Source organism: Roseofilum sp. KMC-1, assembly GCF_057802075.1.
Genome location: NZ_CM173605.1, coordinates 2,301,094 through 2,326,938 on the forward strand (window position 1 = coordinate 2,301,094; position 25,845 = coordinate 2,326,938).

Annotated in this window: 23 protein-coding genes; 9 read left to right on the top strand and 14 right to left on the bottom strand. The window is 44.8% G+C overall.

Annotated features, from left to right (window positions below; genetic code table 11):
• Nucleotides 1-99: 99 nt before the first annotated feature.
• Complete coding sequence (gene lgt, locus AC3FZD_RS10720) at nt 100-978, bottom strand: prolipoprotein diacylglyceryl transferase (RefSeq protein WP_488740116.1); 879 nt, start codon at nt 976-978, stop codon at nt 100-102.
• Between the two features lie 2 nt (nt 979-980).
• On the opposite strand from lgt, the gene rlmN reads away from it, so the two are divergent.
• The gene (rlmN, locus tag AC3FZD_RS10725) at nt 981-2,057 is read left to right on the top strand and encodes a dual-specificity RNA methyltransferase RlmN (RefSeq protein WP_488740117.1); all 1,077 of its coding nucleotides are present in this window, start codon (nt 981-983) and stop codon (nt 2,055-2,057) included.
• A gap of 133 nt (nt 2,058-2,190) precedes the next feature.
• Here the strand turns inward: rlmN and AC3FZD_RS10730 are convergent, their stop codons facing one another.
• The 4 genes from AC3FZD_RS10730 to AC3FZD_RS10745 form a co-directional block, all read right to left on the bottom strand.
• Nucleotides 2,191-2,451, bottom strand: a complete 261-nt coding sequence (locus AC3FZD_RS10730; protein ID WP_488740118.1) for a pyruvate formate lyase-activating protein — start codon at nt 2,449-2,451, stop codon at nt 2,191-2,193.
• A 440-nt stretch (nt 2,452-2,891) separates the two neighbouring features.
• Nucleotides 2,892-5,012 carry a glycogen debranching protein GlgX gene (gene glgX, locus AC3FZD_RS10735; protein ID WP_488740119.1) on the bottom strand — a complete coding sequence of 707 codons (2,121 nt, stop codon included), beginning with the start codon at nt 5,010-5,012 and terminating at the stop codon, nt 2,892-2,894.
• A 42-nt stretch (nt 5,013-5,054) separates the two neighbouring features.
• A complete protein-coding gene (locus AC3FZD_RS10740) occupies nt 5,055-5,399 on the bottom strand; it encodes an STAS domain-containing protein (protein ID WP_488740120.1) in 345 nt (114 codons plus the stop codon).
• A gap of 58 nt (nt 5,400-5,457) precedes the next feature.
• The gene (locus tag AC3FZD_RS10745; protein ID WP_488740121.1) at nt 5,458-7,491 is read right to left on the bottom strand and encodes a SpoIIE family protein phosphatase; all 2,034 of its coding nucleotides are present in this window, start codon (nt 7,489-7,491) and stop codon (nt 5,458-5,460) included.
• A gap of 328 nt (nt 7,492-7,819) precedes the next feature.
• On the opposite strand from AC3FZD_RS10745, the gene AC3FZD_RS10750 reads away from it, so the two are divergent.
• Nucleotides 7,820-9,076, top strand: a complete 1,257-nt coding sequence (locus AC3FZD_RS10750) for an L-lactate MFS transporter (RefSeq protein WP_488740122.1) — start codon at nt 7,820-7,822, stop codon at nt 9,074-9,076.
• 32 nt (nt 9,077-9,108) lie between these two features.
• Here the strand turns inward: AC3FZD_RS10750 and AC3FZD_RS10755 are convergent, their stop codons facing one another.
• From AC3FZD_RS10755 to AC3FZD_RS10775, 5 genes are all read right to left on the bottom strand, one after another.
• A complete protein-coding gene (locus AC3FZD_RS10755; RefSeq protein ID WP_488740123.1) occupies nt 9,109-9,543 on the bottom strand; it encodes an ATP-binding protein in 435 nt (144 codons plus the stop codon).
• A 189-nt stretch (nt 9,544-9,732) separates the two neighbouring features.
• A complete protein-coding gene (locus AC3FZD_RS10760) occupies nt 9,733-11,529 on the bottom strand; it encodes a sensor histidine kinase (RefSeq protein ID WP_488740124.1) in 1,797 nt (598 codons plus the stop codon).
• A 105-nt stretch (nt 11,530-11,634) separates the two neighbouring features.
• Nucleotides 11,635-12,126: a CRR6 family NdhI maturation factor gene (locus AC3FZD_RS10765; protein ID WP_488740125.1), complete on the bottom strand. Its 492-nt coding sequence runs from the start codon at nt 12,124-12,126 to the stop codon at nt 11,635-11,637.
• Between the two features lie 78 nt (nt 12,127-12,204).
• Nucleotides 12,205-12,846, bottom strand: coding sequence for a hypothetical protein (locus tag AC3FZD_RS10770; RefSeq protein ID WP_488740126.1), 642 nt, complete (start codon nt 12,844-12,846; stop codon nt 12,205-12,207).
• A 37-nt stretch (nt 12,847-12,883) separates the two neighbouring features.
• Nucleotides 12,884-13,450 (bottom strand): DUF4334 domain-containing protein, encoded by a 567-nt coding sequence (locus AC3FZD_RS10775; protein WP_488740127.1) that lies wholly within the window; start codon nt 13,448-13,450, stop codon nt 12,884-12,886.
• 332 nt (nt 13,451-13,782) lie between these two features.
• Between AC3FZD_RS10775 and AC3FZD_RS10780 the strand changes: the two genes are divergently transcribed.
• From AC3FZD_RS10780 to AC3FZD_RS10800, 5 genes are all read left to right on the top strand, one after another.
• Nucleotides 13,783-14,223: a Fur family transcriptional regulator gene (locus AC3FZD_RS10780; RefSeq protein WP_488740128.1), complete on the top strand. Its 441-nt coding sequence runs from the start codon at nt 13,783-13,785 to the stop codon at nt 14,221-14,223.
• 59 nt (nt 14,224-14,282) lie between these two features.
• Complete coding sequence (locus tag AC3FZD_RS10785) at nt 14,283-14,576, top strand: nucleotidyltransferase family protein (RefSeq protein ID WP_488740129.1); 294 nt, start codon at nt 14,283-14,285, stop codon at nt 14,574-14,576.
• Nucleotides 14,566-14,913: a HepT-like ribonuclease domain-containing protein gene (locus AC3FZD_RS10790; protein WP_488740130.1), complete on the top strand. Its 348-nt coding sequence runs from the start codon at nt 14,566-14,568 to the stop codon at nt 14,911-14,913. Before AC3FZD_RS10785 ends, AC3FZD_RS10790 begins: the two co-directional genes overlap by 11 nt.
• A complete protein-coding gene (gene hypF / locus AC3FZD_RS10795; RefSeq protein ID WP_488740131.1) occupies nt 14,910-17,291 on the top strand; it encodes a carbamoyltransferase HypF in 2,382 nt (793 codons plus the stop codon). Before AC3FZD_RS10790 ends, hypF begins: the two co-directional genes overlap by 4 nt.
• Before the next feature lie 80 nt (nt 17,292-17,371).
• Complete coding sequence (locus AC3FZD_RS10800; protein ID WP_488740132.1) at nt 17,372-18,295, top strand: Rpn family recombination-promoting nuclease/putative transposase; 924 nt, start codon at nt 17,372-17,374, stop codon at nt 18,293-18,295.
• Between the two features lies 1 nt (nt 18,296).
• Here the strand turns inward: AC3FZD_RS10800 and AC3FZD_RS10805 are convergent, their stop codons facing one another.
• Both AC3FZD_RS10805 and AC3FZD_RS10810 read right to left on the bottom strand, forming a co-directional pair.
• Nucleotides 18,297-20,087, bottom strand: coding sequence for a ShlB/FhaC/HecB family hemolysin secretion/activation protein (locus AC3FZD_RS10805; protein ID WP_488740133.1), 1,791 nt, complete (start codon nt 20,085-20,087; stop codon nt 18,297-18,299).
• 86 nt (nt 20,088-20,173) lie between these two features.
• Entirely contained in the window at nt 20,174-20,974 is an 801-nt protein-coding gene (locus AC3FZD_RS10810) for a Uma2 family endonuclease (protein ID WP_488740134.1), read from the bottom strand.
• Nucleotides 20,975-21,088: 114 nt separating this feature from the next.
• On the opposite strand from AC3FZD_RS10810, the gene AC3FZD_RS10815 reads away from it, so the two are divergent.
• Nucleotides 21,089-22,522 carry an FAD-binding domain-containing protein gene (locus AC3FZD_RS10815; RefSeq protein WP_488740135.1) on the top strand — a complete coding sequence of 478 codons (1,434 nt, stop codon included), beginning with the start codon at nt 21,089-21,091 and terminating at the stop codon, nt 22,520-22,522.
• 36 nt (nt 22,523-22,558) lie between these two features.
• On the opposite strand, the gene AC3FZD_RS10820 is transcribed toward AC3FZD_RS10815, so the two are convergent.
• Nucleotides 22,559-23,470, bottom strand: coding sequence for a hypothetical protein (locus AC3FZD_RS10820; RefSeq protein ID WP_488740136.1), 912 nt, complete (start codon nt 23,468-23,470; stop codon nt 22,559-22,561).
• Nucleotides 23,471-23,498: 28 nt separating this feature from the next.
• Nucleotides 23,499-24,548 carry a YihY/virulence factor BrkB family protein gene (locus AC3FZD_RS10825; RefSeq protein ID WP_488740137.1) on the bottom strand — a complete coding sequence of 350 codons (1,050 nt, stop codon included), beginning with the start codon at nt 24,546-24,548 and terminating at the stop codon, nt 23,499-23,501.
• 118 nt (nt 24,549-24,666) lie between these two features.
• Here AC3FZD_RS10825 and AC3FZD_RS10830 point away from each other — a divergent pair, with 118 nt between their 5' ends.
• Entirely contained in the window at nt 24,667-25,845 is a 1,179-nt protein-coding gene (locus AC3FZD_RS10830) for a glycoside hydrolase family 10-like protein (RefSeq protein ID WP_488740138.1), read from the top strand.

Sequence of the window (25,845 nt, forward strand, 5' to 3'; positions counted from 1 at the left end):
TAGTCCTCGCACTCAAGAGAATAAAGAAATGGTAGATGCACCCTGATCCAGCCCTTGGAGATTACCTCCAGGGCTTTTTTTTGGCTCAACTGCTGCCATTTATCCATGACTATCTATCGTCGATACCACATCGGGTAAAGGGCGATCGAATGCATAGAGCCAGACCAAACCCAAAACCCCCAAAGAAATCGCCCCTAAACTCACCAACTGGGCAATTTTCAGATCCACCAGCATTAAACTATCAGTACGCAATCCCTCAATCCAGACCCGACCTGAGCTATAGGCAATCAGATAAACCATAAACAGCGTACCGAGTTTCAGGGGCCGTTTACGGTTTAAACCCCAAAAGAATAAGCTCAAGAGCAGAGCAAAAACCAGCAGATTCCATAGGGACTCATAGAGAAATGTGGGGTGAAAATAGTCAAATTCAATATACTCTGGCGGACGGCGATCGAGGGGAATAAACAACTTCCAGGGCAGATCTGTGGGTTTGCCAAAGGCTTCAGAATTAAAAAAATTACCCCAACGCCCGATCGCCTGGCCTAAAATCAGAGAAGGAGCCACTAGATCCGTCAACATCCAAAAGGAGATCCGGTTCAGTCGCGCAAAGATTAAGGCTGCCAACAGACCGCCTAAAATCGCCCCATGAATGGCAATTCCCCCTTTCCAAATCGCGAAGATTTGCCCTGGATTATCCGCATAGCTGGGCCATTGGAATAACACATAATACAATCTAGCCCCAGGAATAGCCCCCAGTACCAACCCAATCGCCAAATCCCCGATTGCCTCTGGATCGACACCCCGACGTTCAGCCAAATACTGGGACAAGGTTACCCCCAACAAAACTGCCGAAGCGATTAACAACCCATACCAACGGATCGCTAAATTACCAATTTGGAAAATAATCGGGCCAGGAGAGGTAAATTCAAAGGCTAAGGGCAAAATAGAAGTATTCCACCCAATATCAAGACCGATCATCAATGTCTCTCTCTCCGAAAGCAGCTAACGTCAATTCTCCAGTTATATCATCTCCCACCATGGACTCCCCCTTACTCGGTCAATCCCTAGAGTCTCTCACCACTTGGGTACAAAACCACGGCCAACCTGCCTATCGGGGCCGCCAATTACACCAATGGCTTTATCAAAAAGGGGCGCAGTCTCTCCAAGAGATCACCGTATTTCCCCAAGCTTGGCGACAAGAAATGGCCCAGGTAAGCGTCGGTCGTTCCAGGCTTCATTATCGGGCGATCGCCCCCGATGGCACAATTAAATATCTTCTCCAACTCCAAGACGGAGAAATTATCGAAACTGTCGGCATTCCCAGTGCCAAACGGCTCACCGTCTGTGTTTCCTCCCAAGTGGGATGTGCCATGGGGTGTGATTTTTGTGCCACGGGTAAAGGCGGATTCAACCGCCATCTCCAACCCCACGAAATTATCGATCAAGTTTTAACAGTCCAAACCGACTTTCAACGGCGCGTCAGCCATATTGTCTTTATGGGGATGGGTGAACCCCTACTTAATTTCGATGCTGTCTTAAAATCCCTCCACTCTCTCAATAAAGATGTTGGCATTGGCCAGCGACAAATCACCCTCTCTACCGTCGGTATTGCCAAACGTATCCGTCAACTCGCGCAAGTAAAACTGCAAGTTACCCTTGCCGTTAGCCTCCATGCTTCTAATCAAGCCCTGAGAGAAAAATTAATTCCTAGCGCCTTGCGTTACGCTCTGCCCGCCTTAATGGATGAATGTCGAGAATATGTTAAACTCACGGGTCGGCGCATTACCTTTGAATATATTTTATTGGGAGGAGTCAACGATCTCCCCCAACACGCCTTAGAATTGGCTCACCTGCTACGGGGATTCCAAAACCATGTGAATTTAATCCCCTATAATCCTATTAGTGAAGTCGATTACCAGCGTCCCAATGGTCAGCGTATCCAGCAATTCCAGGATATTTTGACCAAGCATCATATTGCCGTCAGTGTCCGCTATTCACGGGGTCTCGAAGCGAATGCCGCTTGTGGACAACTGCGTGCTTCTCGCGCTACTGAGTAATGAGTAATATCAAGTCCGGTTAAGGGGAAAATAGAAGCGGGCAAGATGCCCGCACTCCCTCAATCCTTTGATATTACTGGAGTGGGAGCATCTTGCTCCCTACATTTTTAATTAGCGAAGACTGCTAGATCTCCTATTTAGATCGCCCATTCCCCCAATAAATGCCTGGAGCATAGGCTTCTTTTACCCGTCCAGTAAGGCGACAAGTGAGCAGCAAATAATCGCAGGAGGGGCATTCAATTTTAGTTTGTTCTAACTTAACTAAATGCTTGCGTTGGGCAGACGAACCGCAGTTGGGGCAAGGAATGGGCTGAATCAGAGGGATATTAAACTCTGAGGGGTGTGCATGAATGGATGATTCTTGAATTCCTGATTTATTTAAGGATGTTTTCATGGTTTTTGAAAAATAAGTTTACAAAGTTGATTACTAAAGGGTTCAGTCAAATTCCGGGTTTCTTGGAGAAAAGATATTTCCTTAAGCGACTCAATAGAATTCATATATTATAGTCAATTTTTAGAAGAGTTACTCAGGGCTGAAATTTCGGGATCGTCTATTTTCGTTGATCCCTTACCGGTTAAAACCCTTTATCGATCGAGGTTTTGGACTTCTTGACCCAGTAAAAACTGTCCATGAAGTTCTGTAATCGCGATCTTAAAAATTAATTAAATTTAGTATTTTTTGATAGAAATTAACAGATGGCTTTTAGAAGAAAAATTTACATATCACAGTTTACATCTATTTGCGCTCAATCACAGAATATCTTTATATTTTGGCTCCCTAATATAGGAGCCAACGGCTGTTGACCCCTACGGAATCGCAGAATAGAGAGAGATTTATCGTCCAACCAAGATCAATACGGAGCGATCGCACAATTTCTGTTCAAACTGGTTTTCCAAAACCGGCTCTGTTCCGGGTTTCCAGCTTTTCTGAGCCGAAGTTAACCCGGTATCGGCAAACAAATGCCAATGTTTCCCATCCGGCAATTGGGGAATTTCAAACATCAGCGCTTCCCAATGCATATTCATCCCCACATAAATATAATCATCCTCCCCTTGTCCATCGTCGGCATGTTGACCACAAAGTAAAAAGGCTAGAGTCCGGGAATAATCAGCCCAGTCCACATTCCACGCTTGGGTTCCATGCCAACTAATATCAGCATAGCCACTGCCGACGAGATCTTGATGATGAAAATGGGTACTGCGTCGCAGCACCGGATGAGTATGACGGAAGGCGATACAGTGCTGGAAAAACTCAAAAATATCTTGATTCGTCTCCAGTAAAGACCAGTCCAGCCAATTCAGCTCATTATCATGACAATAGGTGTTATTATTCCCCTGCTTGGTGCGTCCCATCTCATCCCCCATTAAGATCATGGGTACACCTTGACTTACCATTAACAGGGCGATCGCATTTTTCACCAGTCGTCGTCTGAGATCATTGATTTCCGGATCGTCCGTCACCCCTTCTACACCGCAGTTCCAGCTAAAATTATCATTAGCTCCATCTCGGTTTCCTTCCCCATTGGCTTCATTATGTTTCTCGTCATAGGAGAACAAATCAAGCAACGTAAACCCATCATGGGCCGTAATAAAATTAATCGAAGTAGTTGGGGGGCGGTTCCCTTCAGCGTACAAATCTGGAGACCCCATTAAACGGTGGGACATCTCCCAAACTTCCGCATCTCCCTTGACAAACTGACGCAACATATCCCGATATTTACCATTCCATTCAGCCCACCGGCCAAAGGAAGGAAATGACCCCACCTGATAGAGTCCACCCGCATCCCAAGCTTCCGCAATCAGCTTACACTTAGCCAAAATCGGATCGTAGGCTAACACTTCCAATAATGGCGGATTGATTAATGGCGTGCCATCGCGATCGCGTCCTAAAATCGAAGCTAAATCAAAGCGAAAGCCATCAATATGATATTCTGCCGCCCAATAGCGCAAACAATCCAAGACAATATTTCGCACAATGGGATGATTACAATTGAGCGTATTACCGCAACCACTAAAATTGAAATAATACCCCTCTGGGGTCAACATATAATAAACCTTATTATCAATCCCTCGGAAGGAAATGGTTTGCCCCAACTCATTCCCTTCTGCGGTATGGTTAAACACCACATCTAAAATCACTTCAATCCCATTTTTATGTAGCTCCTTCACCAAGGCCTTTAACTCATCCACCTGCATTCCTAACTTTCCGGTGGCGGCATAACCAGCTTTGGGGGCAAAAAAACCAACCGTACTATAGCCCCAATAATTATATAATCTTTCTCCCGTATCTGGATTAAACCGGGGATTTTCAAACTCATCAAACTCAAAAATGGGCATTAACTCCACCGCATTAACGCCTAACTCTTTGAGATAATCAATTTTTTCCCGCATTCCTGCAAAGGTTCCCCGATATTTCTCCTTCACTCCCGATGAAGGATGCTGGGTAAAACTGCGTAGATGCATTTCATAAATGACTAAATTTTCTGGGGGTAATTCTAAAGGACAATCATTTTGCCAATCAAAATCATCAATCACAATTCGGCCCCGGTGCTGATAGATATCCTTAAAGTTGGGTATCTTACCCCAGATATCCCGGCCACCAATCACTTTAGCGTAGGGGTCCATGAGAATTTTACTCGGATCGAACCAATGGCCTGCGGTTTTATCATGGGGGCCATCCATGCGATAGCCATATTCAATATTTTCATAGTCCAGGTCAAAAACCATCATGGAGTAAACATTACCAATCCGGAATTCTTCGGGAAAGGGAATTTCTACTAAGGGTTCAGGAGCGCTTTTTGTAAACAGAACCAGGGTACAGGAGGTAGCATGACTAGAAAAAATGGAAAAATTTACGCCTCCGGGTTCTAAGGTTGCTCCGAAGGGAAAGGGTTTTCCTCGGCGAAATTTGAAGGTTTGATGGGTATGGGTGGGATGAATATCAATACGTTCCATGGTTATAAGTTACCCTAGAGAAGATCGGCAAAGAAGGGAGATTTAGGCGAGACTAAGGGCTTCATTGATGGTTCCACAAATGGTAAAAAAGTCTAGGAATCCAGTAATGGCCATGGTGTCACGAATTTCTTCTGATAATCCAACTAATATAATTTGGATGTTTTTCTCCTCTATGGTTTGTTCTTCGGCTTTACGCTGTAATACTAATAGCATTCTCAGTCCAGCGCTGGACATAAAAGAAACACCAGTCATATTCAGCAGAATTTTGGAGGTCGATCCGATGGCGGGCAAAATTTGCTCTTGTAAGGTAGGAGCAGTTTGTCCATCAATGTCTCCGTTGACTTCTATAATCGTTACTGAATCTTCAGTGTAAATGTTAATATCCATGGAGGTTTTGGGGCAGTTTTAAGGATTAAGAGGAAGAAACAGAAGCAACTGAGTTGTCCTAATTTTCCGAGGGGGCAGATAGAAAGGATCGCCTTACCACCAGTAGGGTCATATCGTCAAATTGATCCCCTTGACCCCGATGGGCGTTGATCCGATTGGTAATCCGTTCTAGCAAGACAGTAGCAGATGTTGCGGGTTGTTCCAATATCGAGAGTAAGTTTTCTAAGGAAAAGGACTCACCTTGAGGCGATCGCGCATCGGTGATGCCGTCAGTATATCCCAAGAGGAGATCTCCTGGATCTAATGTCATCTGCCCCGTTTTGTACTCAGCTTGTACATTAATGCCAACGGCCGGGCCGGTGGGGGGTAATGAGTCTTTCACCCCTCCTCTAGAGCGAAGAATAAATAGGGGTAAGTGGCCGGCATTAATATAAACTAAATTACCGCTTTCCCGATCTAAGATGCCAAAAAACAAGGTGGCAAACATTCCCAGGTTGCCATGATTTTTGGCTAAATAGTAATTGGTTAGTTCCACGGCTTTGAGGGCATTGACTTTTTCGGCGGCGTAGGGATGGCGATGGGAGGTTGAATGGATGGCATCTGCCACACTAAATTTTCCGGTTAATACTAAGCCATCTAAGGTGGTTTGGCCAGAAAAAATCCTCATTAAACTTTGAATTAAGGGCATAAATAGGGCTGCCCCAACTCCTTTATCACAAATATCAGCAATCACTAAGCCGATGTAGCCTTCACCCAATTCAAAGGCATCATAAAAATCCCCTGCTACTTGACGAGCGGGTTTAAACCAGGCTAAAACTTCCCAGTTGGGAGAATTAAGAATGACAAGGGGTTTGGCTTCGTCTCTTTTGGGTAAAAAATTGCGTTGAATTTGCCGACCTTTTTCTAGTTCAAAGGTTAAAGCACTATTGGCTGCATAGAGGGCTTTATTGGCGGCTTCTAGTTCTCTAGTTCTTTGGGCTACTTTATCTTCGAGGGTTTGGTTGGCTTGGGCGAGTTGACTAAAACTTTTTTGCAGCTGATCGGCCATGCGATTAAAGCTATCGACTAAAATGCCGATTTCGTCTTCTCGATTAACTTGAATTCTTGGTTTGAGTTCTCCGGTACAAAGGGTGGTAGCAACGACAATTAAATCGGTAATGGGGCGAGTAAAACTGGTGGCAATCAACCACACGGCTGTACCGATCGCAACTCCAGTTCCTAGGGTTAAATAGATAGAAGTTTGCCAAAATTGTTGTTCAGGTTGGCGCAGTTCGCTGGCTTGTTCTTGCAAGAGGAGAATCAGTCCATTGCTCAAGGGTAGAGAGTAGCCGAGCCAATCTTTTCCTTCTCGATCTTGTCGTTCAAAATGGTGTCCAGGGGAGGTGAGGGCGGGTTGAATTTCGGGATGATTAGCCCAGGAGATAAATTGAGGTTGGGAGAGGAGGGCAACATCGGGATGGATGAGAATATAACCCTGAGTATCTAAGATCATGGCATAGCCGGTTTTTCCCCATCGAAGCGATCGCAGTTGACTACTCAGAGTGACTAAATTAATACAGCTTCGCAGCACTCCGTTAGGGTAGCTTTGCGCCGGACTCGCTTCGGTTTGACTCCAGATGGGGACGGCTGAACATAAGACGGGTTGCTGATAGGTCTGGGAAATAGAGGCTTCCATGGCGGTCGATCCGGCGATCGCCTGTTGAAACCAACCCCTCTGATCGACTTCTTCCCCAGTCCTATCCCCACTACTGCTAACTTCTTTTCCCTGGCGATCGAAGGTTTGGGCCCAAGTTAATCCATAAGTGGACACCAAAAACTTTAACATCGGTTCCTGACGTTCTCGATTCATGCTCACCATATCCGGAACTTGGGCAATATTACTGAGTATATCCCCCGTTTGACTACCATAGCTGGCCAGTTGCTGGGCGAGTTCCTGGGCGCGAAGGAGTTTATTTTGTCTGGCACTCTGACGCATCCATGCGGTGGCCATCGAACTGGTTAACCAGGATATGGCTAATAAACCGGGAATCACTGCTAATAAAACCAAGACTGTAAGCTGAAAGCGTAAACTATGGCTAGAAAAAGATTTCATAGGATGCCTTGAATATCCTCACCTTAAGCAGTGAATGGCTTGGGGCCCTAGTTCCTGAGATCCCATTTTTGGGTCATCATTCAGAATAGTGTGGAGGAGAGCAACAAGACTATCTCAGCCATCCCCTACCCTTGAGGTGGGCTAGATTAAAGTTTTATTTTAACTGAAAATGAAGGCTAAAAACCGGTTTGACCCTGGCTGGCATGGCGATCGCTTGTTTTAACCAGGTTGTCATCAGAGAATTGTATCGAGATAGACACCGAATTCAACGGCTTTGTTATTTAACCTTTCTGACTGAATGTCTTAATCCTTAAAGAAGTCAACGCTTATGAGTCTAACCACTGATTATGAGCCTAACCTAGAGATCCTGGGAATGCCTGCCAATCGAGGCAGATGGCTTTTCATTCCTTTGGGGATGACGATCTTACTCTGCTTGGGCAGTGTGTATTCCTGGAGTATTTTTAGAACGCCTTTAGAAAATGAGTTGGGAATTAGTGCCACTCAAAGCCTATTACCCTACACCTTTGCTTTGGTTTCCTATGCTGTATCTATGCCGATCGCCGGTTTCTATATTACTCGTATGGGTGTGCGTGTGACAACGGCGATCGGGGGGATCGTCGTCGGCTTAGGCTATATTCTTTCTAGCTTTGCCACCCATATTGGAATGCTTGTCTTTACCTATGGAGTCATTGCTGGAATCGGGGTGGGTATTGTCTATGGTGTGCCGATGGTAGTCGTCTCTCGTTGGTTTCCGGATCAGAAAGGATTAGCTTTGGGGTTAACCATCATCGGATTTGGACTCTCTCCCCTGATCACCGCTCCCTTGGCTAACCAATTAATTGCGGCCTATACGGTTCGGACAACGTTACTCCTTCTTGGTATTGCCTTTATAGCGATTATTCTAACCATTGCCCTGACGTTGAAGTTGCCCCCTAGAGACTGGCATCCTCACCAGAATACTGTAATTTCCTCATCAAGCTCAGTGTCAAACTATTCTGGCAACTTGTTTAAGAGTCGCTCATTTTATGGTCTCTGGATTTGCTATGCCATTGGAACCGTAGTCGGTTTGAGTGCGATCGGCATTTCTAGTCCAGTGGGACAGGAAATCATTGAGATTAATCCCACCGTAGCGGCTAGGAGTGTAGCATTATTTGCTCTATTTAATGGGGTCAGTCGTCCCTTGTTTGGTTGGTTAAGCGATCGCTTTAAACCTCACTACATTGCCATTTTGTCCTATGTGCTGATCTTAATCGGCTGTGTATTAATGGTAAATGCTCAAACTGGGCAAGTGACTACCTATCTAATTGCCTTCTGCCTGTTTTGGTTCTGTCTTGGCGGGTGGCTGGCTATGGCTCCAACCCTTACATTGCGCTTTTTTAATCCCGACCAGTATGCACAAAACTATGGCATTGTGTTCACTGCCTATGGGGTTGGGGCTTTGATTGGTACATTGGTCACTGGACGTATTCGAGATTTATTTGGCACATATAATTATGTGTTTTACTTGATGGCGTTTTTAGCGATTATAGGTATCGTTATTGCCCAAGTGCTACTGAAAAGGGAAAATAATATACCCTCCCTGTAGACAGAAGGGGCGAAAAATTTTTCGCCCCTTCTCTAAAGTGGATCTAGAAAATTTTCTTGCCGTTTGACAATAAACACATTACGATTAATCGAGCCGATGCGCTCATGGATGAACCGATCCACACTTTGGAGCGCTAAGTAAACCCCTAATCCACCACAGGGCCGTTGTTCAAGCGGTGAACATAAATGGGGTGGTTCTTCTTCTTCTGTGGGGTCGTAAACTGCTCCGGTATCTTCCATCGAGACCATCAGCTCTTGCTCGGTTATATCTGCCCGGATATCTAGATCTCCGTAAATTCCGGCTTCGGCATAGCCGTGAATAATAATATTAGTGGCAATTTCATCAACCGCTAATCTTAATTTATAAGAGGATTTACGATCTAAACCCGCCTCCTGAGCTACAGCTACAATATACTGTGCGATCGCCGATAAAGAATCAAGTTGTCCTGAAGCGACTAAATGCTGCATTGTCTTAAAACGGTATCAGAGACGAGGTTTTTTAGGGAGGGATCAATGGGGAATTGCTTGCTAAGATAGTATAAATCAGTCTTTTTATCTAACAAGCTAAAAAAACAGTTAAACCCAGTTGAGCAAAAATGCTATCTGTTTTATCCCCATTTCAATGCTAATCTGATTCGGCTAAAGTTGGGTTTAAAATTAGCTTAAATTTACAGAAATAGATCGATACTCAGGAAGACAAAACCAAAACCGAGACCCCTGGCTGGGATGGCTCTCTACGCCCAACTGACTACCATGGGCGGCTAAAATCCGATCGCATTGATACAACCCCAGGGCAATACCCGTTAAGGGAGTGGCTCTATGACTCTCGGAGGCTTGGGGATCTAAGGAAAATAAATAGGGGAGCTTTTCTGGAGCAATGCCGACTCCATTATCGGTAACGGAACAACAAACGCCACAGTTAGAGTTGGCTTGTAACTGAATCTGGATCTCGACTCCAGGGGGATTATGCTTGATGGCATTGGAGAGCAGATGCTCAAAGACGCGCCGGAGGTATTGAGGATCGGCATTGACTAGGGGGAGTTGCTCTGGCCGATAATAGATGAGGTGAACTTGATTGGCTTGAAAATTCGATTGCATATCCTCTAGCACCTTGTCTAACACGAAGGCAAGATTAAGGGGTATGAGCTGCCTCGCTCTCAAGTCGGTATCAAGGGTGGCGACTTCGAGTAGGGTATTGAGTTTGCTCAATTGGCGATCGCCGCCTTCAGTCAGCCGTTGCAGTAAAGATCGACTCACCGATAGAGTTTCTCCAGGTTTTTTGAGTAGATTTTGATTGAGCATCAGTATCCCCATGAGGGTAGTGCGTAAATCATGGGCAATGGCTTGAAAAAAACAGTTTTTCAGTTGATTGGAGCGGTTTAGGGCTTCTTGATTTTCCTGTAATTTTTGTCTCTGTTGCCGCAAGGTGGCTTCTAATTCTAAAATCCAAGCCTCTCTACGGATAATATCTTCGGATAAGCGATCTTGATTGTGGCGCAGTACCTGAGTATTCAGTTTCAACTCAGTTAAACTAGCGACTAAGATCCAAGCTGCGATCTCAATGGAGGCGATCAGAATCTGAAACCCGAAGAGGGCTTCTTCTGGAGTATCTGCCCTCACCATTAATAAACCCCGATCCTGACTCCAACCCATTAAAGCTAAAACAGTGAGCAAGAGACTGGTGGCAAAAACTCCGATCGCCCCATAGCGAAAAGCGGCCCAAACAATAAAGGGAAAACAGAGATATTCTAAAGGGGCGTTGGCCATTTGCTGCATCCATCCATGAGCGATCCATCCTCCATGGGGTACGCCAAAAACCAAGCTACTGAGGACTAACCCAAGTAGGATGGCGATCGCGGTTTCCATCCAAGAGGCAGAACCTTTAACCTCTAGGGGCAGATTTCCCCCAGAGGAAGGGGCGATCCCATACACCAGTATTGGAGTTACGACTAAAACTCCCATACTTTGGCCCAATCCTATTCTCCACCAATGCTCGAAAGCTTCTGGGTGAGTGAGGTTATGCAAAAATAGACCTAAAACTGTGTCTAGGAGAGCTGTCATCCCTGTACTGAAGATTGCACCGCAGAGAATCAACTGAAAGATGGCTTTTAACTGGGGTGGGTTGGCTTGCCATCGACATAATCCCAATAGATAAACGCCGAGGGTGGGGCCTAGGGTATCACTTAGGGCTGTAGCGATGGCTCCGATGGGGGAAGTGCCGATGATGAGGGCATAAGCCCAACTGCCTAGGGCTACTCCTGGCCAAAACTCGATGCCATAAACGGCTAATAGTCCTAGGGCTATGCCTGCGGCTGGGCAAATGGGGGGAATTGCGCTTAAGCCGAGGGTGTTTGTCGTGATATAGGCTACTGTAAAGTACGCTAGGGCGATCGCTCCAGTTAACCCCGTGTATCGGCTGATTGGGTATCCCTGAATCAGAGATTTGCTATCCATGGGTGATCGGGTATGGGTTGCTTTCCTTTTTACATTAAGGATGAATTGATACCTTGACTTCCTCCACTAGGGTGAATTCTGAGAGTTGAGCGATGGGGAATTAATTTAAACTCCCCGATCCTTCATAATCAGATCAAAAAAACCGTCGTCTAATTCATAGCCTAACATCTGGGTCATGGCTTTGAGGCGCGATCGCGGCTCGATTCCCTGCTGTTGCAGCCAATCCATTAAGATAAACGTTTTAGCCATGACCCAAATTTCTAGGGCTTCGGGATTAAATTGAATGCCATCAGTGCGATGGAATTGATGGGGAATGAGCATGGCGGTATAACGGGCAAGTTCTCCCGCTTTCCAGTCCAATAGGAAGGGTAGCCAAGGATATACCGTATCTAAACGGATAAACCATAGGCGAATTTCGGGAATTTCTGAAAGTTCCCTGGGATCGGTGTCTTCGCGGGGATAGTCAATGTTAAATTTGAGTTGTTGCTCGTATGCGGATAACTGATCTTGAGCCAATAGGGGGGCGATCTTCTCCTGAGCGAGTGAAAGATCTAACCCTTGAATGGCTTTAGCATCTAATTGAATTTCTATCGTCATTGTTTATTGATTTCCCATGATCTGAACAGCTTAGATGAGTAAGGATCTCAAAACGAGAAAACCCTTCCAACCTATTCCCTACCAACTATCATAGTCAGTCACATCAATCAAATGATGGGTTCCGGTATCAAAGACTTTAACCGCAAATCCTGTGGCTCCCAAACTGACTTGACCAAAGTGATAACAATACCGAGGGGTTAGGGCTAAATCTTCATTCCAGTTAGACCAGTTAATCAGATTTTGATACTCTTGTTGAGCAATTTTACAGACTAACTCCTGATGTCGTTCTCCTGTCCAAGGGGGTGAGAGTTCTTCATCTGTGACATAGGGTAAAATAGAAAACTGAATTTCCGGTTTTCTTTCGAGATTGTGCCGAGTGTGGATAGATTCAATCGTTTGCACTAAATCTAAGGTTTCTTGGGTGACGGTATGTTTTACCTGTAGGTGGCACTGTGAGCCATCCATCTGAAATTTATAGATACAGGCTCCACTGCTCCCTCCTGCGCCATAGTAGGGGAGAATTTTACCTTCTTGCTGGGCTTTTTCCATGATTTTGCGGATTCCTCCATCAATGGTTAATACCCCTCGAAAGGAACCGGTTTCTAGCTGCTCCTTAAATACCATCTCATCGAGCGATCGCTCCCATTCATAGATCTGAAGGAGTAAATCGCCAGATACTCGAAAACCAATTTCTTGATAGTTTTTTTGTACTTCAATCATGTCAAGGGTTAAATGATTCTAAAAAGACTTATACAATTTATTTCTGCAAAGATCGCTTGAGAATAAAAAAGAAGGGTTGGGGTAAATTCTTAAAATCCATCACTCCTAATACAGTCCGATCGTCAATTTTTCTAAAAGAATCATTAATGGGTAAATAATCATAGATCATGGTGGCGCTGACTTGATTCCGGTATTCCATCATCCGTAATCGCGCTTGACTTTTTTCAGTTTTGAGCAAAAATTTTGTTAAATTAAATACAGGCTTTACTATCTCTAGATTGATCTTGGGAATTTTGGTCACCCATTCCATTGCCCTAGCATTAGGCGCTACTTTAATGATTTTACCCTGAGCATCTAGAAACAGTAAAGGATGCACGGTCTCAGCATTAATAAATTCTTTGCCATACCAATTTGAGGCTTCTAATAAACCATCCATGGGATGATTGGTCTGTAATCCAGAACCTTTCCACCGACCGAACATAAACTCTAGATTTACGGGTTCTAGGGCATCAAATAATTCTAGGGCGGTTTCCAGAGTGGTGCGACCTTTGTTGAGAATTAATTGAGTATTTTTGAGGATTTCTTTGGAGTTACTAAGGGTCACTTGATCTATTCCTGATTTTCATGGATCTATTCTATCGGATTGCTGGTTTGATCCTGAATGAGTAGGGCAATATACCTCGATCGCGGCGATCGTCTTCAGAAATCCTACTCAACCACACCCGGCTTGAAGATCTTCAACTATCCTGTTACTCAACTGCCATCGACCTAGATCGACTTTCCCACTCAAACCCAGGCTTAGAAATTCTGAGTTAAAGTGGTAATGAGTTTACTTTGAAGGATAACACCAGCATAACCCTAAAGCGATGGCGCTTTACCCTGACGAGCCGATCCTGTTGTTGTGTACCTCAAATAGGAGAATCCATATCATTAACAATGAGCAACGAACCTGTCATGCTACCACCTATTAGATCCCTAGAGGATGCCATTAATCGATGTCAACATTTAGGAATGCGCCTGAGTCGTCAACGGCGGTTTATCCTAGAATTACTGTGGCAAGAACAGGAGCATCTGTCAGCAAGGGACATTTATGACCTGCTCAATCAACAGGGAAGGGCGATCGGTCATACCTCAGTTTATCAGAATCTCGAAGCCCTTTCTTCCCAAGGCATCATTGAATGTGTCGATCGCGCCGATGGACGGCTCTATGGTCATATTAGTGACTCTCACTCTCATATTAATTGCTTAGATAATGGCAAGATTCTTGACATTCACGTGGAGCTGCCCCCAGAATTGATCGAGAAAATTGAAGCCCAAACCGGGGTTAAAATTACTGATTATCGGATTGATTTCTATGGGTATCAATCTCAACCCTAGGGAGGTAAGCGGGTCAAGTTTATCCTTGAATCAAGGGTTAGAATTTGTAGAGGGAAAAAATGTTAAGCAAGGAAGCCGTTCTAGAAAATTTATCAGAACATCGCGAACAATTGGCGCAATTTAGTGTGAAAATGTTGTTCTTATTTGGGTCAGTCGCCAGAGATATGGCACATTCAGACAGCGATGTAGATTTACTGGTAGAATTTGAGCGCCCGGTTGGGTTGTTTACATTTCTGGGTCTCAAGCATTATTTGGAAGAGATCTTAGGCTGCTCGGTAGATTTGGGCACGCCGAATTCCCTCAAACCCGCTTTCAAGGAAAAGGTTTTGAAGGAGGCAATACGTGCCTTCTAGAGAGTTTGCTGACAGAGTGCAGGATATTCTGATGGAAGTGATGGAGATTGAGCAATTTGTCGAGGGTATGACATTTACTCAATTTTGTGAAGATCGGCGTACTTTAAAAGCTGTTTTGTATGGATTGGCGGTTATTGGTGAGGCAACAGCTAATATTTTACCGCAAGTGCAGAATACCTATCCACAAATACCTTGGGTTGATATTCGAGGTATGAGAAATGTGGTAATTCATGAATATTTCCAGTTGGACTTAGAAATTATCTGGGAAACGATTCAAACAGATTTTCCTCTATTTAAGTTAACTTTGGAGGAAATTTTGAGGGATGCCAACCCATGAAACTAGAGAAGGTAAAAACCCTAGAAATTCGCGTCCGAGGACGGGTTCAGGGGGTAGGATTTCGCCCCCATGTTTGGCGTTTAGCCTATGAGCTGGGGCTAGGGGGTGAAGTGGGCAATGATGGGGAGGGGGTACGCATTCAGGTGGCTGGAGAACCGGATGCTTTATCCGTATTTCGGCAACGCTTGGAGTCTGAAGCGCCCCCTCTATCGCAGATAGAAAGGATTGAAATTCAAGAGCTAGAGGAGAATCTGGGATTTGAGGGGTTTGCTATTGTGGAGAGTGTGGGGGGCAAAACTCAGACGCAAATTGCCCCGGATACGGCGACTTGTGGGGCTTGTGTGGCAGAAATTTATACCCCTTCAGAGCGACGCTATCGCTATCCATTTACGAACTGTACCCATTGCGGGCCAAGGCTTTCGATTATTCGCTCTGTTCCCTACGATCGCCCCTCAACGACGATGGCGAATTTCCCTCTGTGTCCAGACTGTCAGCGAGAATACGACAATCCGGGCGATCGCCGTTTCCATGCACAACCCATTGCTTGTCCGGTTTGCGGGCCGAAAATTTGGCTAGAGTCCCTGACTGAGAAAGACGCTCTTGGGGAACCGGGAAAAGAGATAGAAACAGTAATTTCTCGGATCGAAGAAGGGGAAATTCTCGCCATTCGCGGCTTAGGTGGCTTCCATTTAGCCTGCGATGCCACTAACCCAGAAGCTGTCAACCGCTTACGTCAACGCAAACGCAGATATGGCAAACCTTTTGCATTGATGGCGCGGGATATTGCCGTTATTCGTCGCTATTGTCAGGTGAGTGTAGCTGAAGAAGAGACGCTCAGGAGTGCTGCGGCTCCCATTGTGCTGTTGAATGCTGAGGGTGGGGAGAGGTTACCGGAGGCGATCGCCCCTGGAGTGAAGACGCTGGGTTTTATGCTTCCCTATACTCCTCTGCATCTTCTGCTACTTGAAAACCTGGATTATCCCTTAGTTATGACTAGCGCTAATTTATCCCATGAACCGCAATTAATCGGTAACGCAGAAGCCAGAGAAAAACTGATCGGACTAGCGGATACCGTATTATTTCATAACAGAGAAATCGCCAACCGTATGGATGATTCCGTGGTGCGAGTCATGGCAGGAAAACCCCGATTATTGCGTCGCAGTCGCGGTTATGTGCCGGGGGCGATCGCCCTTCCGCCAGGATTTGAGCGGAGCGCAAGCATCTTAGCTTATGGTGGAGAACTCAAATCTACCTTTTGCCTGATCCAAAATAATCAAGCCATTTTATCCCAACATCAAGGGGATTTAGAAAACCCGATTACCTACGCAGATTATCAGAAAAATCTGCAACTTTTTCGCCAACTTTACGATCATCAACCCCAATTTTTAGGAGCAGATCTCCATCCTGAATATCTCTCCACTAAACTCGCCCAATACCACGCCCAGAGCCAGAATTTACCCCTCATCCAAGTGCAACATCACCATGCTCATATCGCCAGTTGCTTAGTCGAAAATGGCATTCCTTTAGATACTTCTCCCGTGTTAGGAATTGCCCTAGATGGCTTGGGATTGGGTTCAGATGGCACGATTTGGGGCGGCGAGTTCCTTCTGGCAGATTATCGAGGCTATCAACGGTTAGCAAGCTTAAAACCGGTGGCTATGATTGGCGGAAACCAGGCGATTCTCGAACCCTGGCGCAATACCTATGCCCACTTAAAAGCGGCTTTTGATTGGCAAATGGTGGTTGAAAAATTCGGTCATCTGGAATTATTTGCTTATTGGCAAAACAAACCGATCGCCCTCTTGGAGCAAATGCTGCAAAAACGGATCAATACACCTCTGGCAAGTTCGGCAGGGCGGTTATTTGATGCGGTATCGGCGGCGATCGGCTTATGTCGAGATCGCGCCCTATTTGAAGGGCAAGGGGCGATCGAATTAGAAATGGCAGTCGATCGCCATTTACTCTCAGAATACAATGTTGATTTTGCCTATTCCTTTGAGATTAATTGCAGCCATAAACTCCCCTATCTCGATCCTCGTCCCCTGTGGTATTCTCTATTAGAAGACTTGAGTCAAGGAGCAACTACTTCCCAGATTTCCACCCGCTTTCATCAAGGTTTAATCCAAGGGATAATCGCTCTAGTGGAAAAATTAGCCCAGAACTGTGAATTGGATGGACTTTCCATTGAAAAAATTGCCCTCTCTGGGGGATGTTTTCAAAACCGAATTTTGCTCGAAGAACTCACCAAAAACCTGGAAGCGAGAGGCTATCAGTGCTTATGCCATGCAGAAATTCCATCGAATGATGGAGGATTGGCATTAGGACAAGGGGCGATCGCGATCGCCAACTTGGACAATAGTACAAATATTTATACTTAACATTGGCGCTGGTTGAATGCCATATTAATCACAACTGTGGTAAACTAAAACTATCCCTTCAAGCTTAACAGGAACAAAAGATGAGATTTATCAACCCAAAGATAGATTATGCGTTCAAAAAAATATTTGGTTCAGAACAAAGCCAACAAATATTGATCAGTTTTCTAAATGCCATCGTTTATGATGGAGAAAAAATTATACAATCCTTAACCATCAAAAATCCCTATAATCCCGGCCAAGTCCTCAGCTTAAAAGACACCTATTTAGATGTAAAAGCAGTTCTAAATGACGGTTCAATCGTAGTCATAGAAATGCAAGTCGCACCCATGGCAGCATTTGAAAAACGAGTCGCCTACAACTTAACCAAAGCTTATGCTAATCAGTTAATCAAAGGAGAATACTACCCCCGATTAAATCCAGCCATAGCAGTAACTATCACCGATTTTATCTTACTGAAAGACAGTTCAAAAATCATCAATAAATTTGTGTTTCAGGAAGAAGAGGCAGAGGATCTGAAAATTTTAGAGAAAGAATTGCGATTGATTTTTGTAGAGATCCCCAAATTCAAGAAAAGTTTATCGGAGTTACAAACTTTAACAGATAAATGGATTTATTTCCTCAAAGAAGCGGCAACTTTAGAGGAAGTCCCAGAGAATTTGGGGGAAGTATCGGAGATAGAATTGGCGTTAAATTTAGCCAGTCAAGCCAACATGACCCCCGAAGAATTTGAAATAGTTGATCAGCGAGGGATGATGCTGCAAGACGAAAGAGGCAGAATAACTTATGCCGAAGAGAAAGGGAGAACAGAAGGAAGAACAGAAGGAAAAATAGAGCAAGCGATCGCCTTAATTATGCGTCAAATCAAAAAACGTTTTGGAGAAATCTCAGAGGAAATAAGCGATCGAATTGAAAGCTTATCCCTTGAAGATTTAGAAAGTCTCGGAGAAGAGATTTTCGACTTCAACAGTCTTGAAGATTTAGCCACCTGGCTAAAAGGTCTCTAATTTAAAGTTCCACATTGACACTAAAATAAAATCCGTCATCCTGGGCATTATTTCCTCGGTCAGGGAGATCGATAATGGGATAGCCATAATCTAAGCGAATATTCCATCCAGGGGCGACTTCCCAGAGTAATCCCAGACCCACTCCCATTAAAAAGTTCTCAGAGGCTAAAATATTGGGATTATTGCCGCTATTCCAAACTTGACCCAAGTCGAGAAAAGGAGCAACCATGAGAGTAGGTTGGCCTTTGCTATCTTTTTGGATGGTAATCCGGTCTTCAATGGAGATGAAAAAGCCATTATCCCCAGACCGGGCATTTTGTCGATAACCTCGAACAGATTGACCGCCACCAATGACATATTGTCGTGAGGGAAGTAGGCTAGTGGTGGCTAGTTGTAGGTCTCCTCGAACGGTGAGTAAATGATGATCGCCTAACCGTTGCAGGCGCTGTAGACTCAGAAGCCAACTGAAAAAACGGCTATCGGGGGTCGATCCGGGATTGAGGGTTGCGCCAAAGGCATCGATTCCCAGGTAAAATTGCGATCGCACTCCCCAAATTCCGCTCCCATCCCGACGCAAGTATTCTTGACCAAACCGAATGGCGCTACTGCGGGTTCTTCCCTCGTCATCCGGCCCCGCTCCAAAGCCAAAGGGAACATCGCCTAAAAAGGTTTGACCGCGATGGTGGGAAAATCCTAGGGATAGGGCAAACTCTTGACGGGGAGAGCGAAAAAGGGGTTGACGATAGTCAAATTCATAGCGTTTAGTTTCGCCACGAATCCCTAAATCTTGCAGTTCAATATTACTAATTTCATTATTATCCGGTAGAAATTGCATCGTAAAAGAGCCATCCATCCCATTTAAGGGAATGCGGTAGATAAACTCATAGCGATTGGTATCTCCGCCAGTTGTGGTACGGTTATAACCGATGATGGCGCGATCGCCTAAACCCGTCAAATTTTGATAGCCGATGCGGACTCCCAGACGCTCCGATCCCACACTGGCCGGAGAATAGTTATCAACAAATAAATTTACACTTAAGGGCTTTTTTAAGCTCACCCGCACCGTCAGTTTGCTTTGTCCAATATCCGATCCCGGTTGCAAACTTGCTTCTACACTCTCAAAGAGAGGATCGGTTTTCAGTAGTCTTAATTCATTTTCTAAGGATGCACTATTTAAGGGAACCCCTGCCCCTCGGCGAACGCGACTGGTAATATAATTGGGATTTAAACGCCCCGCTCCTTCAACAACAATTTCTTCTAAACGGCCTTCAATGACTTGAATTTCTACAATGCCATTGTCCACCACTTGATCGCCTAAAATGGCGCGACTATTAATATAACCCTCATTCAAATACAGTTCAGTAATTTTATCAGCCGCCTCTCGGAGTTGCTCTAGGGTTTGGGATTTACCCTCATAATTAGCGACAATTTCTTTTAGTTTTTCGGGGCTAAAAAGGGTGCTTCCCGTGACTCGAATTTCCCGCACTTCAATCAGTTGTGTCGATTCTGAATTCTCCGGATTTTGGGAGAGGGGAGAACATTGGAGAGCATTCTCGATCCCTTCCGGGGGAGCAATAGAAAAACAGGGGGTAAAAGAAGATTCCGGGGGGGCGATCGCCCCAAGACTCAACAGACTCGGTATACTTTCTGGTGGTATTATTTCCATGGTTTCAGGAGTAATTGGCGCACTCGCCCAACTTGGAGCAATCAAGGATGCTAAGGTACTCACTGATAGACTGGAAATCAATAAGACACTCCTCACACTAAAGACCTCATGTATAGGGGTTAACATTACGGATAGATAGCACAGGACTGGGAATTAGGGGAATCATACCAACCCTCGATCCGATTGACCCACTGCCCTAAGAGCAGCAACAACTATTGGATTTCATTCGGATCGATGCCTAATTCTTGGAGTTTAGCCGCTAGAAGGGCTGCTCGACGCTCGGCTTCCTCGGCTCGCTCTCGCTCCTGTTCGGCTCGCTCTTCTCCAGTCGGTAATAAATTTCCCGCTCTATCCCACCAGCGTAACCAGGGTAGCTCGACATTTTGATACCGTCCTTGCCAAATTCCTAATTCTACGCCCATTTCCGGAATTTCAAAATGGCCGCGGGAGTTGGCTGAGAGTAACTGATAATTATTATTGACTAAATGATACACTTCGATGCTGGACTTTTTGACTTCGTAAATCCCATAATAGGCCGGCCGAATCACTTGTTCATACACCCAAAATTTACCGAAAAGAGGCGTATTATCCCTTTCTTCTGAACCATTTCCAGAAACGAACTCTAGGGCAATTTGAGGGGGAGTTAATTCTTTCCACAGAACATAAGAGCGGCGCATTTGTCCATCTAGGGTAGCTGGTACATTAGGCACATAAAACCAATCGGGAGATTCTGCTCCTCTTTCGGGAGGATGGGTTATTTGCCAGTAAATTCCACTATCTTGACCAATGCAATAATTACCTTCTGGGTGAAGTTGGTCAAGGATCGGACGAATGGATTCAGTCAGTAAGATGCTTTGGGGGTGTTCTTGAAAATTTTTCACAAAGGAGCCATCCTCACAGGGAAGTTGAGTATGATCCGGGAGGAGATCGAAGTATTCTTGCGAAATCGAGTTATCCTCACCAGAAAGTTGAGTGCGATCGGGTAAGGGGATAAAGCGTTCTATAGAAGTCATAGCTTAGAGGTGGAGTTTTGGCGATCGCTTCTACAGTAGCGCAAACTTCAGAGCTTATGCCAACAAGAAAGCGTTCAAACTATGGTATACTAACCCAAGAACATTAAAGTTTTTATGTCGAATCTGATTCTATTTTGGCATCGCCGAGATTTAAGAGTTACGGATAATTTAGGGTTAAGCTATGCCCAATCTACTGCCAACAAAATCGTGGGTTGTTTCTGCTTCGATCCGCAAATTTTGCATAGGGATGATATTGCTCCTATTCGGCTGCAATACCTTTTAGGTTGCTTGCAAGAGTTACAACATAATTATCAAAAACTTAAGCATCCGTTTCTGTTCCTGCAAGGTGAACCGGAGCAAGTGATTCCTGATGTAGCCAGCGATTTAGGCGTAATATCGGTGGTTTGGAATCGGGATGTGGAACCCTATAGTCGGTTGCGAGATCGGCGAGTAAGTGAGGGTTTAAAAGAGAAAGGGATTGAAGTAAAAACTTTTTGGGATCAACTTTTAGTCGCTCCCGAAGAAATTCAGACGCAATCGGGAAATCCTTATACGGTTTATACTCCATTTTGGAAGAATTGGCAAGGACAAAAGAAGCTCGATCCGGTGGCAGATTTAGAACCAGGAGCAGCGTTAACCCAAGCACAGGAAAAAGCGTTAGATCGGGTAGAGGTTATTCCTTTTCCGAGTTTAAAAGCTTGGGGATATACGGAAATAGAGAGACTACTGATTATACCGGGAGAACGAGCAGCTCAGGAACAACTGCAAAAATTTGGCGATCGCGGCTTAGAAACCTATGAAGAACAACGTAACACTCCCAGTATAGAAGGCACATCTAAGCTCAGTGCTGCCCTAAAATTGGGGGCGATCGGCATTCGTAAAGTTTGGCAAACCACACAGCAAGCTATCAGCAAATCTGCCAGCGATAAAAGCCGCCAAAATATCCTGACTTGGCAACAAGAACTCGCCTGGCGAGAATTTTACCAGCATGTATTATACCATTTTCCAGAACTTGCTGATGGCCCCTATCGACAGCCCTTTAAACACTTTCCTTGGGATAATAATCCCCAACACTTCCAAGCCTGGTGTGAAGGAAAAACCGGTTATCCTATTGTCGATGCAGCCATGCGCCAACTGAACACAACTGGATGGATGCATAACCGTTGTCGGATGATTGTTGCCAGCTTTTTAACCAAGGATTTAATCATTAATTGGCAATGGGGAGAACGCTACTTTATGCAGCATCTCATTGACGGAGATTTAGCCGCCAATAATGGAGGATGGCAATGGAGCGCATCCAGTGGCATGGATGCCAAACCCTTGCGAATTTTTAATCCTGCCAGTCAAGGGCAAAAATTCGATCCCAAAGCCGAATATATTCGCCAATGGCTACCGGAATTAAAGTCAGTACCAACCCAAGATTTACTCACAGGAAATATTCCACCCTTAGTCTGTCAAGCTTGTCATTATCCTTTACCCATTGTCGATCATAATCAACAACAACGGGAATTTAAGCAGCGTTATAAACAAGTCAAACAAAACCTATAGGTGCAGGGTAGGAAGATTTCACTCTACTTTCTAGAGTTAAATCTTCCAAAGATCGTGCATAAAATACATCTGCACCGGATCGAGCTTTCCTTCCTGAACTAAATAATTGAAGAAATAAAGAGTTGCCATACGCACATCATCTTCACTCGCTTCTTCCTCTGGGGTGATCTCATGGTGAGTCATCTTAGAGAGCGTGCGGTAATTTTCCTGAACTTTAGCCATACTTTTGATTTTCACTCCCAATTCATATAACTCCATAAAAACCAAAAACTCCACCACAGACTTACGAATCTTAGCTTCTACTTCCCCTGGGTTGATAATCTTATCCTTCTCAATTTTACCGTTGAGCGCTTCAATGATAAATTCTCGCACTTGACCGGTATAAAATCCGCGATCGTAAGCTAAAATAGCCTCTGAAATTTTCAGTCCATAGTGGGGTTTTCGGAATCCAGGAATTCCTACCTCCGTCTGTTTATTCACCATGTAGCCAACTCGAAAAGCAGCTATATTAGAGGCTAAATCTGCATCGGAAGCATCCGCTTCTAATGCTTTACCAATGGTGGAGAATTTTTGGGAACGAAAATCGAGAACAGCTTGGGCTAAATCTCCACTCCAAGAGCTATGTTTGCTCGTCCAAGATGTGGTAAAATTAAACCAACTGCTCCAACCTGGCAGTTGTATTTGATCCGATAAGGAAGCAATAAAATGGGCAAAATCTACATCTTTACCACATAAAACCCCATGCATATCTAAACGATTATCGATATATTCTACATCCGATAATGTAGACCAACGGAATAAGGAACTGGTATAAGATTTACGGGTATAGCGGCGTAGCTCATTGGCAATCTCATAGGGAGAAGCCTGGGGCATTTGGGTTTCGAGATGCTCAACGAAAGATAGCATTTGTAGGCGGTTATATTCTAGGTAATGGGTGACAATATTCATAGATGCAAACCTGGAATAAGAGGTAAAACTAGGGGTGATAATCTTGACGATCGAGATTAGTTTTTACTCGATGTATAAACCGTTTGAGTTTGACGATTCTCTTGCGTTTTTTGTGCCTATGCTGTGAGGGATAAGCTGTTAATCCTGAAGTCTGGGGAGAACTCCAGGAACTTTCACCGGTATGAATGGCATAACGGCGAGGGCGAATGGTTTCGCCATATCGATTAGCCCAAACTTGGGTAAACTCTGCGCCAATGAGTAAGATTTGGGCAGTGAAAAAGATCCATAATAGTAAAATAACAAACGACCCAGCCGCTCCATAGAAAGATTTGACACTACTATGTCCCAAATATAAGCTAATTCCCCATTTGCCTAGGGTGAAGAGGATGGAGGTTAGGGTGGAGCCAACCCAAACATCTGACCAAGCGACTTTGGCATCGGGCAAGATTTTATAAATGGCGCTAAATAGGAGAGTGACAACAATAAAAGAAACAGAAAGATCAGTCCAACGCCAAATGTTAGCAGGGGTATCCATCCATTGATCGAGCCATTCACTTAAGCCAGCTAAAACCGAGCTAAAGACGAGGGAGACGAGTAGGAGAAATCCGATCGCAACGATCATTAAAACGGATAGACTCCTAGCCATGAGGAAATTTAAGAAGCCTCGTTCGGGTTTGGGAGTCACACCCCAAATGATATTGAGGGCGACTTTAAGTTGGGCAAAAACAGTGGTTGCCCCAAAAAATAAAGTGGCGATCGCCACTATAGTAGCAATAAGACCCGATTGGGGTTGATAGCGTTCCTGAATTAAGGTTTGAATCGATTGGGCGGCTTCTGAACCAATAAACTGTTGCAGTTGAATGGCAAGTTGTTCTTGGGCGGCTTCTTTTCCAATCACAAAACTAGCGACAGCGACAGCAATAATCAGCATGGGAGCTAAAGAAAAAACCATATAATAGGCTAGGGCCGCTGCCAGGATAGGAACCCGGTCTTGCTGCCATTGCACAAAAGTTTCTTTGAGTAATTTCCAAATGGCGTAGAGTTTCACGGGACTGACGCGGGAAAAATGGGAGTACACTACTATAAAAGCTTATCTATTCCCATCCGGCTACTATTCCTGTTTGCCCGATTCGGTAGGAGTTGGATGTAGAAAGAAAGTTAAAGTACAGCCAAGGTATGCAGCACAGACTCTAACCATGAGACGAATGATTCAAAGACGATGGCAGTGGGTAAGCTTGGCCCTGATCATCACGGTCTTGATTATGGGGTGGCAAGCGGTCAAACCTATACCGGCTAAACCTCCGAAAGTGGATGAAATTCGGGGAGTTTGGTTAACGAATGTCAGTAGTGCAGTTTTGTATAGTCCTTGGGGCATTAACCGGGCGATCGCCCAACTCTCGGATCTCAATTTTAACACCCTCTATCCAGTGGCTTGGAACCGAGGTGTAACGTTTTATCCTAGCGATAAAGCGAAAGAGGCGATCGGTCGCCAGCAAGATCTATTCCTCGATACCCTCAGTTTTCGGGAGGATACCCTAGCAGAAATTATTACTCTGGGCCATCAGCAGGGACTGCGAGTGATTCCCTGGTTTGAGTATGGGTTTATGGCCCCAAAAAATTCGTTGTTGGCGAAACGTCATCCTAGTTGGTTGGCCCAAAGTCGGGATGGACAACCGTTACAGTACCATGGAAAATATGGCTTAGAGTGGTTAAATCCTCTGCATCCAGAAGTGCAGCAGTTATTGATCGATCTGATTGTGGAAGTGGTTACCCGTTATGATGTGGATGGGATTCAGCTTGATGACCATTTTAGTTTGCCGGTGGAGCTAGGATACGATCCGCTTACGATCTGGCTTTATCAACAGGAACATAATGGGGAGATTCCGCCGGAAAATTATCAAAATGAGGAATGGATGCGCTGGCGGGCTGCTAAACTGACTCAAGTAATGAAGCGGATTCATGACCGGGTAAAGGAAGTTAAACCGGATTGTATTATTTCTTTGTCCCCTAATCCCCGTGAGTTGGCCTATCGCAATTATCTACAAAATTGGCTTGCTTGGGCTGAACAGGGTTTAATTGATGAGTTGGTGATTCAAGTGTATCGGAGTGGGATGGAAACCTTTTTGCGAGATTTGCCCGATCCGGTAATTCCAAAGCTACAGGAGAAGATGCCGGTGGCGATCGGTATTTCTACGGGAACTCTGAAAACGCCGATCGCCTTAGATTTGATTGAACAGCAAGTGCAAACGGTGCGCGATCGCTCTTTGGATGGCTTTTCATTCTTTTATTGGGAAAGTTTATGGGGATATATTGCCCCAGAAGCGCCCCAGATTCGCCGTCAAGGACTGCGGGAGATTATCGCCCATGAGTCATAA

What these genes read in the sequence shown, in the direction of transcription:
- lgt (WP_488740116.1), bottom strand. Translation starts at nt 978, where the DNA reads ATGATCGGTCTTGATATTGGGTGGAATACTTCTATTTTGCCCTTAGCC.
- rlmN (WP_488740117.1), top strand. Translation starts at nt 981, where the DNA reads ATGTCTCTCTCTCCGAAAGCAGCTAACGTCAATTCTCCAGTTATATCA.
- AC3FZD_RS10730 (WP_488740118.1), bottom strand. Translation starts at nt 2,451, where the DNA reads ATGAAAACATCCTTAAATAAATCAGGAATTCAAGAATCATCCATTCAT.
- glgX (WP_488740119.1), bottom strand. Translation starts at nt 5,012, where the DNA reads ATGGAACGTATTGATATTCATCCCACCCATACCCATCAAACCTTCAAA.
- AC3FZD_RS10740 (WP_488740120.1), bottom strand. Translation starts at nt 5,399, where the DNA reads ATGGATATTAACATTTACACTGAAGATTCAGTAACGATTATAGAAGTC.
- AC3FZD_RS10745 (WP_488740121.1), bottom strand. Translation starts at nt 7,491, where the DNA reads ATGAAATCTTTTTCTAGCCATAGTTTACGCTTTCAGCTTACAGTCTTG.
- AC3FZD_RS10750 (WP_488740122.1), top strand. Translation starts at nt 7,820, where the DNA reads ATGAGTCTAACCACTGATTATGAGCCTAACCTAGAGATCCTGGGAATG.
- AC3FZD_RS10755 (WP_488740123.1), bottom strand. Translation starts at nt 9,543, where the DNA reads ATGCAGCATTTAGTCGCTTCAGGACAACTTGATTCTTTATCGGCGATC.
- AC3FZD_RS10760 (WP_488740124.1), bottom strand. Translation starts at nt 11,529, where the DNA reads ATGGATAGCAAATCTCTGATTCAGGGATACCCAATCAGCCGATACACG.
- AC3FZD_RS10765 (WP_488740125.1), bottom strand. Translation starts at nt 12,126, where the DNA reads ATGACGATAGAAATTCAATTAGATGCTAAAGCCATTCAAGGGTTAGAT.
- AC3FZD_RS10770 (WP_488740126.1), bottom strand. Translation starts at nt 12,846, where the DNA reads ATGATTGAAGTACAAAAAAACTATCAAGAAATTGGTTTTCGAGTATCT.
- AC3FZD_RS10780 (WP_488740128.1), top strand. Translation starts at nt 13,783, where the DNA reads ATGAGCAACGAACCTGTCATGCTACCACCTATTAGATCCCTAGAGGAT.
- AC3FZD_RS10785 (WP_488740129.1), top strand. Translation starts at nt 14,283, where the DNA reads ATGTTAAGCAAGGAAGCCGTTCTAGAAAATTTATCAGAACATCGCGAA.
- hypF (WP_488740131.1), top strand. Translation starts at nt 14,910, where the DNA reads ATGAAACTAGAGAAGGTAAAAACCCTAGAAATTCGCGTCCGAGGACGG.
- AC3FZD_RS10800 (WP_488740132.1), top strand. Translation starts at nt 17,372, where the DNA reads ATGAGATTTATCAACCCAAAGATAGATTATGCGTTCAAAAAAATATTT.
- AC3FZD_RS10805 (WP_488740133.1), bottom strand. Translation starts at nt 20,087, where the DNA reads ATGTTAACCCCTATACATGAGGTCTTTAGTGTGAGGAGTGTCTTATTG.
- AC3FZD_RS10810 (WP_488740134.1), bottom strand. Translation starts at nt 20,974, where the DNA reads ATGACTTCTATAGAACGCTTTATCCCCTTACCCGATCGCACTCAACTT.
- AC3FZD_RS10815 (WP_488740135.1), top strand. Translation starts at nt 21,089, where the DNA reads ATGTCGAATCTGATTCTATTTTGGCATCGCCGAGATTTAAGAGTTACG.
- AC3FZD_RS10820 (WP_488740136.1), bottom strand. Translation starts at nt 23,470, where the DNA reads ATGAATATTGTCACCCATTACCTAGAATATAACCGCCTACAAATGCTA.
- AC3FZD_RS10830 (WP_488740138.1), top strand. Translation starts at nt 24,667, where the DNA reads ATGAGACGAATGATTCAAAGACGATGGCAGTGGGTAAGCTTGGCCCTG.